The following is a 16,003-nucleotide window of genomic DNA, read 5'->3' as shown; positions in this document are numbered from 1 at the left end:
CGCTCGTCTCATCATTTCAGCCCGGCGCATGACCTTGATACTTGCCGCAACGGCCGCGCCCTACTGGGCCGCCATCTGGCCGCAGATCCAGATGCTACGCGGGGCCGACCCATAATCGCGAGCAAGTTGCAGATGCCGCCGACAGAATGAACGCCCAGGGGCGGCCAGAAGTCGTGGCCGATCCAAAGGGCGAAATCATCCAAAGGATGTCGTCTCGTCCACTCTCTCAACCAAACCGGGATGCGTAGCTCTCATCGGCAACAAGCTGGTGCCCAGAAGCCGGCAAGAACGGCTTCAACCCGCCTCCAGCGCGCCGCCGAGCCGGCTCGGCGAATAATGCGGGTTCAGTGGAGTGAATGGTCCGCGCGGCGATTGCCGCGCGGGGTGGTTCAGCTGGCGTTGAGCCCGTACTGCGCCGCCATGGCCGCGAGGCCGCCGGCATAACCCTGGCCAACGGCGCGGAATTTCCAGTCGCCGTTGTGCCGGTAGATCTCGCCGAAGACCATGGCGGTCTCGGTCGAGTAGTCCTCGGTCAGGTCGTAGCGCACCACTTCTGTGCCGGTCTCGTCGTTGACGATCCGGATGAAGGCGTTGGCCACCTGGCCGAAGGACTGGCGGCGCGCCGCGTAGTCGTGGATTGTCACGGTGACCGCCAGGGTCTGGACGTCCTGCGGGACCTTCGATAGGTCGACTTTGATCGCCTCATCGTCACCATCTCCCTGGCCCGTGCGGTTGTCGCCGGTGTGGCTCACCGACCCGCAGGGCGAATGCATCTGGTTGTAGAAGATGAAGTCGGAATCCGACCGGCACTTGCCGGCGGCGTTCAGCATGAAGAGCGAGGCGTCGAGGTCGAAATCTTGGCCGTCGGTGGCGCGCTCGTCCCAACCAAGACCGACCAGAACCTTCTTCAGGCCGGGATCCGTCTTGCTGAGCGAAATGTTCTGACCCTTCGAGAGTGAGAGAGCCATGGCGTGTCCTCCTTGTGTTAGACCATGCTTTGGGTTCGATTCATGCAAGATATTGGCCGGCGACGAAGATACCGTAGCCCACCACCATGACAATTCCTGCCGTCCGTCCGATCCGTCCACTGAACAGCAGCAAGCCGGCGAAGACGAGGGTGACGGCTACGGCAAAGGGCATGTCGAGATCAGTGAGATCCGGTCCGATGATCAGGGGCTTTGCCACCGCCGAGAGCGCCATGACGGACAGGATGTTGAAGATGTTCGAGCCGAGGATGCCGCCCACGATCATGTCGGGTTCCTGACGCCGAGCCGAGGCTATACAGGCCGTGAGCTCGGGCAACGAGGTTCCGAAGGCGATGACCGTCATGCCGATGACGACCTCGGGGACGGCGAGAGCCTTGCCGCCGGCGACGGCGCCCTGCACCAGGCTCTCCGAGCCGACCAGGAGGGCAGCAAGGCCCGCGAGAAGCATGGCCCAGACTTTCCGTGCGGGCTCGTCGTTGCCTTCGACCTCGTTCTCGTCGAGCCGGGAGGCGCGGTACTGGTAGGCGACATAGACCACAATGCTGACCACCATGACCAGGCCGCCCCAGCGCGGGATGAGCCCGTACAGGACCGCGGCCGCCATGACGGCCGTCGCCGCGATCATGACCGCGGTGTCGACGCGGATCTCGACCTTGTCGACGACGATGATCGCCGCGATCGCCACGACAAGAAGGATGTTCGCGATGTTTGAGCCGATCACGTTGCCCACGGAAATGCCGGGAAAGCCCAACAAGTTCGCGTTGACGGAGGTGAAGAGCTCGGGAGCGGAGGTTCCGAGGGCCACGATGGTGGCCGCGATGAAGAGCTTGGACAGACCCGATTTCTCGGCGAGCGTCACGGCGTTGTCTATGGTCCAGTCGCCGCAGATGACAAGAAAATACACCCCGAAGGCGATGGCGCCGAAGGCGATCATGCCCAGCTGGTGGGAGGCGAGTTCGTGCATTTCACTCCTTTCGGGGCTGTATCGGGCGCGCCGTCCAGGCGCGCCCTGTCGGTGATGGAATGAGGTGAGGGTCAGGGGGCGAGATCGAACTCGGCCGGGTCGAGACCCAGCTCGTGAGCGATTTCGGCAACAACGGCGCGCTCCTTCGCGTCGAAATCGCCGTCGGCGGCCCCGATCGCGCACACGATCCTGACGAGCAGGCGAGCCTGCTCATCGTTGCCTTTGATCTTGCCGATGGTTTTGAGCGCCGTGGCCTTGCCGATGGCGTGATCGAACTCGAAATCGCCTGCCGCCTTCTGGAACACCTCGATCACCTGCCGCATGTCGAAATGCTTGAGCTCTTCCGAACGCTGGATGAAGCCGGCCATCTTCTGCTTCTCCGCGGAGTCGATGGATCCGTCCGCCGCAGCGACCAGGGCGCAGCCGCTGACGGCGGCTTCCATGAAGGCCTTGTTCTTGAATTTCGACACCTCGGCCGCCATCTTGGCGCGGACAATGGCCGTATTTTCCTTGAGCCAGTTCATGTGGGTTCTCCTTACAGAACTGCGGCGGCCACCGCGGCGAGGTCTTCGGCAGTGCGCCCATTGGTCGGCCGACCATATGCGGTCAACTGCCAGCCAGACGCGGTGCGGGTCATCGATGCCATGATGACCCCGGTATGGGGACCCTGTTCACGCAGCGCATACTTGCAGATTTCCTTGCCGGTCGTCTCATCTACAAGACGGGCGAATGCGTTGTCGACCTCGTTGAAGGTCTGACCACGGAAGCTGTTGACGGTAAAAGCGAGATAGTGTGCGTCCGGGTCGAGCCCTGCCAGGTTGACATGGATGATCTCGTCATCGCCATCCCCTTCCCCCGTAAGATTGTCACCGCTGTGCCGGATCGAGCCGTCCGAGGATTGCAGCTGCCGGAACCACACGGTGTCGAGCTTGCGCTTGTTTCCGTCGAAGACGATGACCGACGCATCGAGATCGATCTCTTCTGCCGCCTTGCTGCCCCCGAAGATCTTGCCGAGAAGTCCGCCTTTTTGCGGCGGCTGCGCGGGGTCCCACCCGCATCCCATGAAGACGCGGGAGAGTCCCTGGTCCTTCGACAGTGAAATGGTTTGGCCCTTGCTCAGCGATATGCTCATCGTCGCGTTCCTTCCTGCTGCGCTTCTTTCCGGGGTTGCTTCGGGCAGGCCGTCAGGCTCGTCCGCCCTTTCTCATGGCTGGCGCCAGCTGGCGCAGAGCCTCTTCGTAGGCCGAATTGAATGCAGCCAGCCGCGCATCGGCCAGAGCCACCATCTCTGGCGGAAGGCCCCGCGCTATCAGCATGTCAGGGTGGTTGGTCTTCAGGAACTCCCTTCGTGTCCGGGACAGGGTCTCGAGATCGGACGTGCGATCGAGACCGAGCGTGGTCCACGGGTAGTGGAACCCGGGTACGTGCTGCGCGCGCAGACGTAGGAACACCTCAGGCGACAACCGGAAGATGTCAGCGACAGCCTTCAGGAAGGCCTCCTCACCGGGATGGAAGTCCCCGTCCGCCATGGCGATGTGAAAGAGCCCGTCGAGGACCGTCTCCAGCGTTTCCTGCGCGTTCTCACTATGCGCCAGAGATCCGGCCATCTTCCGTGCATAGAACTCGAAACCGGTCGTGTCCTGGCGGCAGAGGTCATACACACGCGCCGCGTTCTTCTCCTCATGAGGGGGAATCTCGAAGATGCGCCTGAACATTGCGACTTCATCGCGGGTGACCGTTCCGTCCGCTTTGGCCAATTTGGCCGAAAGGGCAATGAAGGCGATCGAGAAGGTCACGCTGTCCATGCCCTCGCGCTGCTCGAGCACGGAGCGCACAGCGGAGACCCCGGCGCTAATGAGGCCGAGGATCCGCTGCCAAAGGCTTTGATGATCCCTTGGGATATCCGAATTCATGGTTTCAATCACGCCTTGCAATTTAGGCGAAGAACAGACGAAACGACAAGGCCTTGAAGTGAAGGTGTCACCCTTCGTTCCGCGCGATCTCGATAGCCCGTGCCAGGCTATCGAATGCGCCGCGGTGATACGAGTCGTTCTTGTAGATGTGGTAGTCCGTTTTCAGGATCCCTTTGGAGCGGACGATTTCGTAAATGGAATGTTTGCCGTGGAACGTCTCGACGACGTCCTTGTCGCTGGACACCTTGTTACCCATTCGCCTCTCCTAAAAAAAACCGCGATAAAGACAAAGGGATGATGCCCGGTTTTGGATGACCTGCCAAGTTTTTGTGGGAGCGCAAACTGAAATTGCGAGGCAATGCTTGCGCCGGGTGACCGGGACCTGGCCTTACGCTTCGTGCCACAGGAAATCGTTTCTCAACCTGTTGCGGCCTATTCCATGAGCACACGTTGGCGGGAGGCCCCCCCTTGGAACTGATCGATACGCTCTGGGTGGTGATCGCGGCAATCATCGTCCTCGACACGCAGGCAGGCTTTCTCTGCCTTGAGGCCGGCGCGGTGCGCACCAAGAACGCCGCCAACGTCGCGATCAAGAGCCAACCACTCGCATGGGCCGACTGATCGAGACGGATCTGCCGGAAACTCATCGTGAGCCGTGCGTCAGATTTCGAGGAACATCTCGCGCCGGGCGACCCGAACTGTGCGACCGGCGCGTCTTGGAACCTCTGGCCGACGGCCGCACAGAGCTTCGTGCAGCAGTCCCGGGAGATTGACGCCGCTCGGGGCGGTCTGCCCGATCCCGCCGGCCGCTCGACTGTTGAGTTCGAGCAGTACTTGCGAGCCGTCGTCGAGGCAGCGGGTCTGCAGGTTGAGCAGACCGGACATCCCGAGTTCCCTTGCCAGGGTCGTTGCCATTGCAAACGACACCATATCGTCGCCCACTTTCTGGTACAGGCCCGAGCGCATGCGCGTCACGGCGCCGAGTATCTCTCCGTCGAGGCAGACGAAATCGGTGCTCCTTTCAGGACCTCTGAGGTAGAGCATGAGCATCATGGGGCGAGAGAGCGGCCCCAGGGAGAGAAGCCGCCGGAGGGCGCCCTTGCCGAGAACCATCGCGTCCAATCCGAGCAGGACGGCAGCGGCGCCGGGCGCCTCATCGTCGACCAGCCGACGGAACCCGACGGCGCCAACGCCCGATGACGGCTTGATGCACAGCGGAGCCATGGGATCGAAGGCAGCGACCGCCGCTTCGAACGTCTCGAGACAGGAGAACTCCCGGAACGGGGAGATCGGGATGCCGGTTTCTTCGGCCCACTGCAGAAAGGCGGGCTTCTGCTCGATGACTGTCATCGTCTGCCTGTCCGCTGCCGTGAGCAGACGAATCCCGGCAGCCTCGAAGCAATCCCGGAAATCCGCAAGCTCCATCCTGTGGCGGTAGGGGATGACGATGTCTGCGCGCGCCTCCCGCGCCGCCTCGAGGAGCCATTCAGCGTAACCAGCAGGCATTGCATGACCTTCTCCTGCTGCAGGATCGTCAAGGAACGTGTCCGCGGCGAGGCGGACAGGACTCCCCTTGTGGGAGTTGGCGGCGGTGATGTGGACACTGGGGTCCGCCGCGCGGAGCATGTCGAAGACATGCGCGTGCTCGGTGAGGCAGTGGTTGAAGAAGTAGCGCATGCGGAATCCGGTTGCGGACGTGGGCGACAGGCCATTGGATGAAAATTCGGAGGACAGGAAGCCGTGATCCAGACTGACCGTCAGCTGTTCAGGAAATCGTCGAGCTCCTTGTCCTTCGCCTTCCTCTCTGCATCCCTCGAGCGATCGGCTTCAAGGGCGCGGCGTTCTTCTGCGGCCCGCTCTTCGGCCTCGCTCGCGAGACGGCGCTCCTCAATCCGGCGGCGGGTGTCCGCCACCTTCTTGTTGATGCGGTACCACAGGAAGGCCAGTGCGCCGAACCAGGCCGCAAGGAAGATGATGTTGAACAGGGGGAAGTGTCTGTAGTCCGCCTCGACTTCCTTGACCGAGATCGCGTTCGGGAACATCGAGATGAAGGGAACCCTCCAGCCGTATGAGGTGATGGCGACTGCGGCATCCTTACGGGCGGCATTTGCGGCCAGCGTCTGAAGATCGGCGCTGTCGAACTTGAGGTAGATCCAGTTGTCTTCGTTCCGGAAGACGCGGGGCTTTCCATCCGACACGCGGGTCGTCTGAATCTGGTAGACGTCCTGCGTCGCGACGGAGGCGTCAGGGTTCTGCATGTCGACACGCTTGATCTCGGTTGCAACGACCTGCACGACGCTCACGCGGGGCAGGGCGTAGGAGAAGACGGCAATGTGCAGCAGAAGGACGAGAACCAGCTTGGCGACGAAGAGCTTCTTGATCGGGGAGGAGGGCATGTTTCTGGATCCCTGTGTCAAATCGGAGGTTTTGGCGGCGGCCTTTCGGCCGCCCGCCTTTGGGGTGGAGTCTACCGCAGAATGCCCTTGGCGCGCGCTTCTGCAATCCATTCCGGGAATTCCTCGAGGACGCCTGCGTAGAACTCCTCCGGGCTCGGTTGGGACGGATCCGTTACGTTGAAGAAATGCGCGTTGTCGACGACGCGCCCCTGGAGATCGTCGAGTTCTTCGAGAAAGCCCGTGCGCCCGCCCGCGAAGCGGCCGGGCTTGATGAGGCCCATCAGTTTCCAGAAGATCGGCTCGGACGAGCTGTCCTGCAGCATGCGCTTGGTCTTGGGCTTGTCGTCTGTGCCGCCATCGGTCACGAAGAAGACGAAGACCGGAAGGCCATCCTTGAAATCGGGGGCGTAATGCGTCCGCACCCGTTCCATGGCATCGCCGTAGCGTGTGCCGCCCTCGAGAGGATGCGCGTGAATGGCACGTTGCGCGAAGCCGCGCAGGTTTCCGGCCCCGATCGTTCCGAAGCTGTGGACCTTCTGGCCGAAGAGGAAGATGTCGAGCGCCCCGTCATCGTCGAAGGTCAGGCCGAGCGCCAGCGCACGCTGCGCCAGTGCATCCACCGCGCCGGATCGGAACAGGCCTGCCATGGATCCGGAAATGTCGAGCACGAGCGCCACCTTGGCCTTCGGGATCCCGACCCCCTTCTTTTCGAGGGTCAGGCCAACCGATTTCACCAGAGAGACCATTTCCGGCGCTGTGCGCTGCACTTCGGCGATGCGCTTTTCGAGGTTGATCGTGGCTCTTGCGGCGCCCGCTTCCGGTGCGGCAGGCGTGGGCGCTCCGGAAGCGGGCGCCTCATCAGCCACTTCGATGCCGAAATGGGTGGCGAGCGCGGCAAGGCCGCCGTTGAAGCCCTGGCTCACATTGCGCACCTTCCACTCGCCGTTGCGGCGGTAGATCTCGGTGAGAATGAGCGCTTTCTCGCTGCGGCCCGCTGTGGGGATCGTCATCTTCGCGACGCCATCGACCGAGACCATGACCTGGGAAATCGACGAGAAAGTCTGGGAATCCAGCGTGCCGGTCAGAGCGATCTTCTCGACATCGGTGGGAAGCCGCGCGGTGTCGAAGATGAAACGCGTCTCGCCCGGAGCGGAGGATGCGATCCGCGCAGCGCCCCCTGCCACATCCGGCTGGTTGTAGAAACACATGTCGGAATCGCCGCGGACGCGGCCATCGGCGCGAAGCAGGAAGGCTGCGATGTCCACGGCAGCGCCGGGAGTCGAGACGGTGAGTGTCACGGAACCGGAAGAAAGGGGCGCGTTTGCGCCGGGGGACAGATCGTGCACGGGAGATGTCCTCTCAGTCTTTCGTGGTCTGAGGGCCCGCACAGGCGGGCCCTCTCGCTGGGTGGCTGTCAGATGTTGACGCCGTGGGCCTTGGCGAGCGGGCCGAGGCCCCCTTCGAAGCCGGCGCCGACGGCCTTCAGCTTCCACTCTTCGCCATTGCGATAGACTTCGCCGAAGATCATCGCCGTCTCGACCGAATAGTCCTCGGACAGGTCGTAGCGCGCCAGTTCGGCGCCGTCGGCCATGTTGACGACCCGCATGAAGGCGTTCCCCACCTGGCCGAAGTTCTGCTTGTTGGCCTCTGCGTTGTGGATGGTCACCGCAAAGACCAGCTTCTTGACGTCGGCCGGGACGCCCGCAAGGTCGATTTCGACCTGCTCGTCGTCATTGTTGCCGGTGCCGTCGCGGTTGTCGCCCTTGTGGGTGACCGAACCGCTCGCGCCGACGAGGTTGTTGTAGAACACGAAGTCCTGGTCGTTACGGACCTTGCCGTCTTCGCCACAGATGAAGACCGACGCATCGAGGTCGAACTGCGCGCCGTCGGTGACCCGGGGATCCCAGCCCAGGCCGACGAGGATCTTGGTCAGACCAGGAGCGGCCTTGGTGAGCGAGACGTTCCCGCCTTTCGAGAGACTGACTGCCATGTGAACTCCTGTCGATGTGCAGTGTCGGTTTTGGCCCTATTGGGCCTCTCAGAGCCCGAATTGGGCGAAGATGAACGCGGCATAGGCCGCGATCATTAGGCCACCTGCCAACCGGCCGATCCGGCCGACGAGCAGGAGGAAGACGGCGAAGACCGCGGTCACGCCCACCACGACAGGCAGGTCGTAGGCGGCGAAACGCGGGTCGATGAGCAGGGGCTTCGCGGCGGCCGAAATGGCCATGACCGAGAGGATATTGAAGATGTTCGAGCCAATGATGCCGCCCACGATCATGTCGGACTGGCCCTTGCGGGCCGCGGCCACGCAGGCGGTCAGCTCGGGCAGGGAAGTTCCGATGGCCACGACCGTCATGCCGATCACCGCTTCCGGAACACCGATGGCCGCACCACCGGCAACGGCGCCCTGGACGAGGATCTCGGATCCGATGACCAGGGTTGCGATGCCAAGGATGAGCATGCTCATGGCCCGGGCGCCATCGGCGTCGCTTCCCTCCACCTCTTCGACGTCGAGTTTCGAGGCCCGGTACTGGTAGGCCACATAGGCCACGATCGCGGCGACCATCAGGAGACCACCCCAGCGTGGCAGGAGGCCGGTCATGGTCGGCGGAATGATGGCGGCTGTCGCCCCCAGCATGACGAGCGTGTCGACGCGCACCTCGGTCTTCGAGAAGACGATGGGCGCAACGATCGCACTGATCGCCACGACCATGAAGATGTTGGCGATGTTCGAGCCGAGCACGTTACCGACAGAGATACCGGGAAAGCCCGAAATGTTCGCGTTGATCGAGGTGAAGAGCTCGGGCGCCGATGTGCCGAAGGCAACGATCGTGGCCGCGATGAAGAGCTTCGAGAGGCCCGATCGTTCCGCGATCGTGACCGCGTTGTCGATCGTCCAGTCCCCACCCTTGATCAGGAGGAAGATACCGAACGCGATCGCTCCCAGGGCGATCACGGCAAGGGAGTAGGTCTCCAGGGAGTGCATCAAATGCGCCTTTCAGGGGAGGGGAGGCCGGCCGATGCGGGCCGGCCGATGGGGGTTACAGGTCGAAATCTGCGGGATTGAGGCCAAGCTCAGCGCAGATCTCGCGAACAGCCTGCCGTTCGTTTTCGTCGAAGGCGCCGTCGGCATTGGCGATTGCGCAGACGACGCGAACCAGCAGGCGCGCCTGCTCGTCGCTGCTCTTGACCTTTCCGATCTTCTGCATGGCCGCTGCGCGGCCCAGCTCCTTGTCGAAGTCGAAATCGTCGGTGGCCTTCTTGAAGACATCGATCACGTCGCGCATTTCGAAGTGCTTCAGCTCGTCTGCCCGCTGGATGAAGCCGATCATCTTCTGCTTCTCTTCGGAGCTGATCGTGCCATCAGCCGCCGCGACCACGGCGCAGCCGTTCACCACAGCCTCCATGAATGCGCGATTCTTGAACTTGCTGACTTCTGCCGTCAGCGTTGCGCGGGCCTTGGCCACGTTGTCTTTCAGCCATTTCATCATGGTCTGGATTCTCCTCAGATCAGGGCTACCGCGTCGGCGGCCATGTCGTTGACGGTGGAGCCACGGCCCGGATGCCCGATGGCTTTCATCTGCCAGCCGGATCCGGTTTTCGAGATCGCGGCCATGATCACGCCGGTGTGCTTGCCCCTCTCAGCCAGCGTGTAGCGGCAGAGCTCGCTCTTGTTGGTCGCGTCGACCAGGCGTGCGAAGGCGTTGTCCACCTCGTTGAAGGTCTGGCCGCGGAACGAGTTCACCGTGAAGACCAGGTGCGCGGCGCGGGAGTCGAGACGATCGAGGTCCACATGGATGACCTCGTCGTCGCCGTCACCCTCGCCTGTCAGGTTGTCGCCGCCATGGCGGATTGCGCCGTCGGAGGACTTAAGGTTGCGGAACCAAACGGTCTCCAAGGCTTTCTTCTGCGCGTCGAAGACGATCACGGAGGCATCGAGATCGATCGAGCCGCCGCCGCCACCGCCGAGAAGGCCGCCCAGGAAGCCGCCCTTCTTGACCGGATCCCATCCGAGACCCATGAAGACCCGGGTTAGGCCCTTGCCGCCTTTCTCCAGGGAAATGCTCTGACCTTTCGTCAGCGATATTGCCATTGGAAACTCCTCCTGTCTGGCGCCGTGTCACTCAGAGAAATTGGCGCGTTGCGTTGTGAACGAAAACCATGTTTGCAGGTTCGACTGTCTCGGTCCTGGATCAGATCGAAACCTTGCGCATCGGCACGGCTGGCGCTGCCGCCCCGAAGACCTCGGCGCGCGCGACGGTGCGCTCGGCCCAGGCCCGATGGGTCGACGGTTCGCACATCGCACCACCGATCTGGAACACCGCGTGGGCGCGGGAGTCGAGGATGGCCCGGGCCTGCTCCAGGTCCTGTGGACTTACCCGGAAGGCATCCTCGATGATGCCGACCTGTGCGGGATGGATGGCGGTCTTCGACACGAAGCCAGAAGCCACGTCGCGCTCGACTTCGCGTCTGAGCGTGTCCAGGTCGTCGATGATGTCGAAAACGGGTGCGGCCACGGGGAAGCCTGCCGAGATCAACATGGACGACATCATCGACAGGACCCAGCCAAGCGGGCCTTCCCACGAGGTCATTCCGCAGGTGCGACGCAGGGCCAGCGCGCCCAGCAGGTCGTTGCCGCCCAGACGGACGGCAGCGATCTGCCCGCGGTCATGGGAGAGCATCTGGTCGCGCACGGCCGAGACGGCGGCCGGATCGAAATAGGCGGCACTTTCCAGCGTCGGCATGAGACGCAGACCTGCGCCGCGGGCTATGTCGAGCCAGAAGCCGACGGTATCGGGCGTCACCTTCGGAGCCACGAAACCTGCAAATTTGCCGATGCCCCGGAAATGGGCCAGGGTCCGCGCCATGTCGCGCGAGCGCGGACGCAGGTAGACCTGTGCGTCGCAGGCGAAGGCGGACCCATGACAGAGGGCGCGGACTTTTTCCAACCCGCGCTGGACGTCGTATTCCGCGAGCGCGTCCTCCAGGCAGAGGACGAGCGAGGAGGCCGGCGCCGGTGCGCGACCAAACAGGAAATCCTCCACCTTGGGATGGACGATGGGCATGTAGAGCGTGGCGCCGAGCGCGTAGCTGTCGAACGCATTTCGCATCAGGTCACTTTCTCGATGAGGGTGATGGCCCGGTACGGGCCGGTGTGTTCGAGGGACTCGACGAGCCTGATGCCGTCGGTCCTGCAGAGATGAACGAGCGCTGCGACGTCCGGGTCGAAGGCGTCTCGAACGAAGACCGCCTTCGGCCGGCGCCGCAGCACGGCACGGGTGGCCTCTGCGATGCCTGGCTTGATCCGGTTCAGGTTCTCCACGGCATGCGCTCCCGCGATGCTGCGCACGCAGGCTGCGGACGCCGACCGAAGGTGCGCAAGGAGCGCGGGATCACGGGGTCGCGGCGTCGCCAGCGGCCGCGCTTTCGCCACGGCCTCGGAAACCGTATCGACGAAGCGGCGGGAGAGGTCCATGTCGGCAAGATGATCGGCCGGGACAGTGCCGTGGAAATCTCCGGACCCCACCACTTCGTCGTTCAGGATCGTCCGGCTGATGAGGCCGGAGACATTCGCGCCGAGAATGCCCGAGGGGATCAGCCAGTCTTCGTGCGACCCGGAGAGCGCTGCGAAGCCGGCGGGGTCGGCAAGTACAACGAGTTGCGGCGCTCCCGGCATTCCGAGCGCGGTCCAGGAGCGCGTCAGCTCCGTGCTTATGGCGCCCTTTCCGGTCCATCCATCCACGAAGAGGACGCCGCCCGGATCGTGTGCGGCCAAGACATGCGCCATGGCGACAGCGTCGAGGCCGCGGTCTCGAATAATGGAGACCCCGAAATGCGTGCAGTCGACGCCCAGCGCGGTCAGTTCGCGCTTCAGCAGGACGCCATAGGGCACGCCGGCGCGGACGAGCGAGCAGAGCGTGACCTGCTCCGGCAGCCGGCCGCTTGCGACGTCCGCGGCGATCGTGGCGGCGATGCAGGCGAGGTCATACCCCATGCGGGCCGTGTTGCGCGCGAAGGCGTCCTCGAAGATCTCGAGGTAGGTCGGGTCGGGTCGGCGCTCCTCGGACAGCATTTCCGAGTAATGAGCTTCTCCGCTCTGAATGCGGCGCTCCTTCTCGGAGACGTCAGTCGTGGCCAGGTGCACCGGCTTCAGGAGAAAGGTTACATCCTCAGGTAGGTAGGAGCCGGAAAAGTCCTGTGTCTTGTCCAGCATCGGTCACTCCTTGAGTCGTGTCCTGCCGATCTGTGACCCCGTCGGGGCCACGATCATCTGGCAGAGCCGCATGAAGGGAAGGTCGCTCAGGCTGTCGCCCATACCCCATATTGGCCGGCGGTCGCGATCGGAAAGGCGACCAAGAACTTCCTTGACGCTGTCGATCTTGGTCAAGCCTGCCGGCGTGAAGGACATGTTGCGTCCGTTGCGGTGAAACACCAGCTTGTCGCCGACAGTCTCCCGGCAGATCGCTTCCGCGTCGTCGAGCACCTCGGCGTCCGTCTCCTCGTTGATCTTGACCACGAAGTAGATCGGAATGCCCTGTTCGAGGACGAACCAAGAGCGCAGAAGATGCTGGGGCGTCTTCTGCACCACGGAGTCCTGAAGGGCTGAGAAGATGTCGGTGTGCGCGGCCGAGACGCGGGCGGCGTGTTTCGCCCAGTCCGGATCATGGGCGCCATCGGGATCGAGGATGGCGCCTCCGTTGGAACAGATCCGGAAGTCTCGGAAAGGCAAGGTGGTGCGGGCAAGGACGTCTGAACTGCGCGCTGTCGTCGGAATCAGGCGCGTGGTCTCGAGGAGCCAGGCGACTGTCGCCGCCTGCGCTTCCGTCATGTAGGAGTGCTTGCCGTTGGTCGCGACCGAGGCAAGCCTCGTCTCGCAGGGCGGCTCCGTCATCTTTGCAACGGTCTGGAAAAGCGTGTCGTCGAGGTCTGCAAAGACCACCGGGCGCAGATCGGGCGTCATCATGCAGCCGCCCCGCGCGAGCGCCGTACCAGCATGTCGACCCGGCCTTCCGCATCGACCGCTGCCACTCGGCCCAGCGCGTCGAGCAGGGCGCGGGGAAGGCCGGCTGTACCGGTTTCGTTGAACAGGACGATCGCATCCCAGTCCCCGGGGAGGACATTGTGGAGGTACATTGGCAGGCCGAGTCCGTAATGATCCGGGAATACGATCTTGTGGGCGATCGTCTCCCCCTGCATGACGGGGGATCGGGTCGTGGCCACGAAACGCGTGTTCACGAACCGCTCCGCGCAGGCCTCGGCGAAGAGAAAGGGTGTCCAGACGTGCTCGCCGGCACCAAGCACGAGAATCCGCGAATCGGAGGGGAGATTCTCCAGATCCGCTTCTCGTGCGATGCGCGGAATCTCTGCCTCAAACAGGTTCCGGGCTTCCAGGGCACTCAGGCCACGCCGCGCCACCTCGAACGCCGCGGCACAGCTGGGCGTCCAGATCGGACAGGCCGCGGGAAGCGCTTCCGGCGGCCGGGTAGCTGCCACGCCTTCTTCCTGCCGCCAGCGCCATGCGCCCTGGAAGAGCGAGACGGCTCGGACGTCGGCGCCGGAGACGGCGCCGGACACGCCGGACGGCGCTGCACCTTCCGACCAGTCCGTCAGGGTGACCAGCACGATCCTCCCGAAGCGCGCACCGTGCGCGAAGAGGCCTTCAGCGAGGTTGCGGAAAGTGGTGCCCGTCGTGGTCTCGTCGTCGACCAGAACCAGAGTTGCGTTTGCTCCATCATGCAAGACGCCGGGTGCGGGCTTCAGGACCGAATGGTCGGAGGCGTGGGAATGAGGCTCCTCGATGCGGAACCAGACGTCGTCCGCCGACGGCTCGAAACGGGTGGTGGCAAGATAGCCCAAAGCGCGCTCTGGGTGGAGTCGGCAAAGCTCCTGGAAGACGCCTGCACCGAGGCCGACGGCGGTTTCGGCGTAGCCCATCACGAAGACGGGCCCACTCAGGAGATGCGGGGAGACTTTTTCTGCAAGCGTGCGCAGCGCCGCGCGGTGCGCCGCGGGTGACACAGGAATGTGCCGGCCAAGCACGGTTGAGACGAAGAGGAAGGCCCGCTTCGGATTGATCCGTTCGGCGATCCGGAAGAGACCTTTGGGCTGATCGTGAGACTGCTGAAGATGCAGCGTGCCGGCAGAGAGCTTGTGGGCCGTCCAGCCGGATCCAGTCGTGATCTGCGTCATGCGTCAATCCTGTGCGTCAATGTGCCCGTCGAGGGCATTTGATGTCGATAATTTTGGCGTGCAAGGCGGAGCACGAAAAGAAAGCGAGCTGTGGTTTACGAGCCATTTCCGCGGGGACTGTCCTGAGCTTTGTGTATCCGGGCCGGCCCATGCGGTTTGTGCTACTCAAGCGTCGAAGCGCTCGCCGAACATTATGGCGAACTGATTGCGGGCGGCAAACCATTCCCGGACATTCCGACCGTCCTTTTCGAAGTTTCGGATAGCGAGGTAGATCAGCTTGGTCGCGGCCTCGTCGGTCGGGAATGAGCCGCGCGTCTTGATGGATTTCCGGATTACGCGGTTCAGACTTTCTATGGCATTCGTCGTGTAGATGATCTTACGGATCGCCGGATCAAAGGCAAAGAACGGGATCACCTCCTGCCATGCCCGGCGCCAGGCCGGGGCGATTGAGGCGTATTTCCCGGCCCATTTCTCCTCGAAGGCATCCAGCTCGGCCTCGGCCATATCGGCGGTCGGGGCGCTGTAGATCCGGCGCAGGTCGGCAGCCACCACCTTGCGGTCCTTCCAGGAACAGAAGTTCAGGCTGTGGCGCACCAGATGCACGATGCAGGTCTGGGCCATGGCCTCCGGGAAGGCGGCGGTGATGGCCTCGGGGAAGCCCTTCAGACCGTCCACGAGCGCGATCAGGATGTCCTGGGTGCCGCGGTTCTTCAGCTCGTTCATCACCGACAGCCAGAATTTGGCGCCTTCATTTTCGGGGATCCAGAGGCCAAGAACCTCGCGCTGGCCATCGCGGGTAACGCCCAAGGTGACATACACGGCCTTGTTTTTCACCGTCCGGCTGTCGGCATCGCGGATCAGAGGTGGTCGCAGGAATTCGGACCAGATGCTAAGCTGTAGCGCCTGACGAAGATTGACCCGAGATGACCAAACGGAAACGCTATTCAGCGGAGTTCAAGGCGAAGGTGGCCCTCGAGGCCATCCGCGAGGACCTGACGACGGCCGAGCTGGCCAAGAAGTACGATATCCACCCCACCATGATCAGCGGCTGGAAACGCAGCGCGATCGACAACATGGCGTCAGCCTTCGGCGCCCAAACGGCATCCGAGCCGACGATATCGGCCGCGGATGTCGAGAAACTGCACGCCAAGATCGGCCAGCTTGTCGTGGAGCGGGATTTTTTGTCCGAGGCCTCCAGTCTCATCCCCGGCACTGGATGTAAATGCTGGATCAAAATTCCCCAGAAGTGCTGGCGCAAAATTCCCCACCTAACGGGTTCGGGGATCAGCCGTGCAGGTGATTGGCACCTCCGCTTTTGGGTGGCCGTCCGCGCCTCTTCTGGGGCGGAGGCGGGGTGATGGTGGCGTGCGACCTGGTGTGTTCCGGCATCAGGTCGGCGTGGCCGCGCAGGCGGTAGCTGGCGCCTTCGATTTGCACGACGACCGCGTGGTGGAGCAGCCGGTCCAGCAGTGCGGTGGCGACAACGGGATCGCCGAAGACCTCGCCCCATTCGGCGAAGCCGCGGTTCGAGGTAAGGATCATTGCCCCTTT

The 16,003-nt window shown here is 63.2% G+C and carries 19 protein-coding genes and 2 pseudogenes; 2 read left to right on the top strand and 19 right to left on the bottom strand.

Annotation, left to right across the window (positions count from 1 at the left end; genetic code table 11):
- Nucleotides 1-389: 389 nt before the first annotated feature.
- The 6 genes from BLR51_RS25760 to BLR51_RS25735 form a co-directional block, all read right to left on the bottom strand.
- Nucleotides 390-968: a TerD family protein gene (locus BLR51_RS25760; RefSeq protein ID WP_089852344.1), complete on the bottom strand. Its 579-nt coding sequence runs from the start codon at nt 966-968 to the stop codon at nt 390-392.
- Between the two features lie 40 nt (nt 969-1,008).
- Complete coding sequence (locus BLR51_RS25755) at nt 1,009-1,950, bottom strand: calcium/sodium antiporter (RefSeq protein ID WP_089852342.1); 942 nt, start codon at nt 1,948-1,950, stop codon at nt 1,009-1,011.
- Between the two features lie 71 nt (nt 1,951-2,021).
- Complete coding sequence (locus BLR51_RS25750) at nt 2,022-2,474, bottom strand: tellurite resistance TerB family protein (protein WP_089852340.1); 453 nt, start codon at nt 2,472-2,474, stop codon at nt 2,022-2,024.
- A gap of 11 nt (nt 2,475-2,485) precedes the next feature.
- The gene (locus BLR51_RS25745) at nt 2,486-3,082 is read right to left on the bottom strand and encodes a TerD family protein (protein ID WP_089852339.1); all 597 of its coding nucleotides are present in this window, start codon (nt 3,080-3,082) and stop codon (nt 2,486-2,488) included.
- 52 nt (nt 3,083-3,134) lie between these two features.
- Nucleotides 3,135-3,863 carry a molecular chaperone DjiA gene (locus BLR51_RS25740; protein WP_089852337.1) on the bottom strand — a complete coding sequence of 243 codons (729 nt, stop codon included), beginning with the start codon at nt 3,861-3,863 and terminating at the stop codon, nt 3,135-3,137.
- A 67-nt stretch (nt 3,864-3,930) separates the two neighbouring features.
- Nucleotides 3,931-4,119, bottom strand: coding sequence for a hypothetical protein (locus BLR51_RS25735; RefSeq protein WP_089852334.1), 189 nt, complete (start codon nt 4,117-4,119; stop codon nt 3,931-3,933).
- 212 nt (nt 4,120-4,331) lie between these two features.
- On the opposite strand from BLR51_RS25735, the gene BLR51_RS27270 reads away from it, so the two are divergent.
- Entirely contained in the window at nt 4,332-4,484 is a 153-nt protein-coding gene (locus BLR51_RS27270; RefSeq protein WP_165616946.1) for an ammonium transporter, read from the top strand.
- Nucleotides 4,485-4,523: 39 nt separating this feature from the next.
- On the opposite strand, the gene BLR51_RS25730 is transcribed toward BLR51_RS27270, so the two are convergent.
- The 12 genes and pseudogenes from BLR51_RS25730 to BLR51_RS25675 all read right to left on the bottom strand — a co-directional run.
- The gene (locus BLR51_RS25730; RefSeq protein ID WP_089852332.1) at nt 4,524-5,540 is read right to left on the bottom strand and encodes an ATP-grasp domain-containing protein; all 1,017 of its coding nucleotides are present in this window, start codon (nt 5,538-5,540) and stop codon (nt 4,524-4,526) included.
- Between the two features lie 80 nt (nt 5,541-5,620).
- Nucleotides 5,621-6,259 (bottom strand): DUF1523 family protein, encoded by a 639-nt coding sequence (locus BLR51_RS25725; RefSeq protein ID WP_089852330.1) that lies wholly within the window; start codon nt 6,257-6,259, stop codon nt 5,621-5,623.
- Between the two features lie 71 nt (nt 6,260-6,330).
- Nucleotides 6,331-7,605 (bottom strand): VWA domain-containing protein, encoded by a 1,275-nt coding sequence (locus BLR51_RS25720; RefSeq protein WP_165616945.1) that lies wholly within the window; start codon nt 7,603-7,605, stop codon nt 6,331-6,333.
- A 68-nt stretch (nt 7,606-7,673) separates the two neighbouring features.
- The gene (locus BLR51_RS25715) at nt 7,674-8,249 is read right to left on the bottom strand and encodes a TerD family protein (protein ID WP_089852327.1); all 576 of its coding nucleotides are present in this window, start codon (nt 8,247-8,249) and stop codon (nt 7,674-7,676) included.
- 48 nt (nt 8,250-8,297) lie between these two features.
- A complete protein-coding gene (locus tag BLR51_RS25710; protein WP_089852325.1) occupies nt 8,298-9,248 on the bottom strand; it encodes a calcium/sodium antiporter in 951 nt (316 codons plus the stop codon).
- A 55-nt stretch (nt 9,249-9,303) separates the two neighbouring features.
- A complete protein-coding gene (locus BLR51_RS25705) occupies nt 9,304-9,753 on the bottom strand; it encodes a tellurite resistance TerB family protein (protein WP_089852323.1) in 450 nt (149 codons plus the stop codon).
- Between the two features lie 14 nt (nt 9,754-9,767).
- Nucleotides 9,768-10,355: a TerD family protein gene (locus tag BLR51_RS25700; RefSeq protein ID WP_089852321.1), complete on the bottom strand. Its 588-nt coding sequence runs from the start codon at nt 10,353-10,355 to the stop codon at nt 9,768-9,770.
- A gap of 100 nt (nt 10,356-10,455) precedes the next feature.
- Nucleotides 10,456-11,373: an HpcH/HpaI aldolase/citrate lyase family protein gene (locus BLR51_RS25695; protein ID WP_089852320.1), complete on the bottom strand. Its 918-nt coding sequence runs from the start codon at nt 11,371-11,373 to the stop codon at nt 10,456-10,458.
- On the bottom strand, nt 11,373-12,476 hold the full coding sequence (locus BLR51_RS25690) for a cysteine protease StiP domain-containing protein (protein ID WP_089852318.1): 1,104 nt from the start codon (nt 12,474-12,476) through the stop codon (nt 11,373-11,375). Before BLR51_RS25690 ends, BLR51_RS25695 begins: the two co-directional genes overlap by 1 nt.
- Before the next feature lie 3 nt (nt 12,477-12,479).
- Entirely contained in the window at nt 12,480-13,226 is a 747-nt protein-coding gene (locus BLR51_RS25685) for an HAD family hydrolase (RefSeq protein ID WP_089852316.1), read from the bottom strand.
- Nucleotides 13,223-14,452, bottom strand: a complete 1,230-nt coding sequence (locus tag BLR51_RS25680) for a phosphoribosyltransferase domain-containing protein (protein WP_089852314.1) — start codon at nt 14,450-14,452, stop codon at nt 13,223-13,225. Before BLR51_RS25680 ends, BLR51_RS25685 begins: the two co-directional genes overlap by 4 nt.
- 165 nt (nt 14,453-14,617) lie before the next feature.
- Nucleotides 14,618-15,310 (bottom strand): annotated as a pseudogene (locus BLR51_RS25675) (IS256 family transposase); the annotation flags it as partial.
- 65 nt (nt 15,311-15,375) lie between these two features.
- Here BLR51_RS25675 and BLR51_RS28360 point away from each other — a divergent pair.
- Nucleotides 15,376-15,639: pseudogene (locus tag BLR51_RS28360) on the top strand (transposase); the annotation flags it as partial.
- Between the two features lie 97 nt (nt 15,640-15,736).
- On the opposite strand, the gene BLR51_RS25665 reads toward BLR51_RS28360, so the two are convergent.
- Nucleotides 15,737-16,003 (bottom strand): ATP-binding protein (locus BLR51_RS25665; protein WP_165616944.1); only part of this gene is annotated, 267 nt, incomplete at its 5' end.

It is taken from the genome of Salipiger marinus, from assembly GCF_900100085.1.
GTDB classification, from domain to species: domain Bacteria; phylum Pseudomonadota; class Alphaproteobacteria; order Rhodobacterales; family Rhodobacteraceae; genus Salipiger; species Salipiger marinus.
The sequence above is the reverse complement of the archived record's forward strand: the minus strand, read 5'-3'. Positions and strand labels throughout refer to the sequence as shown.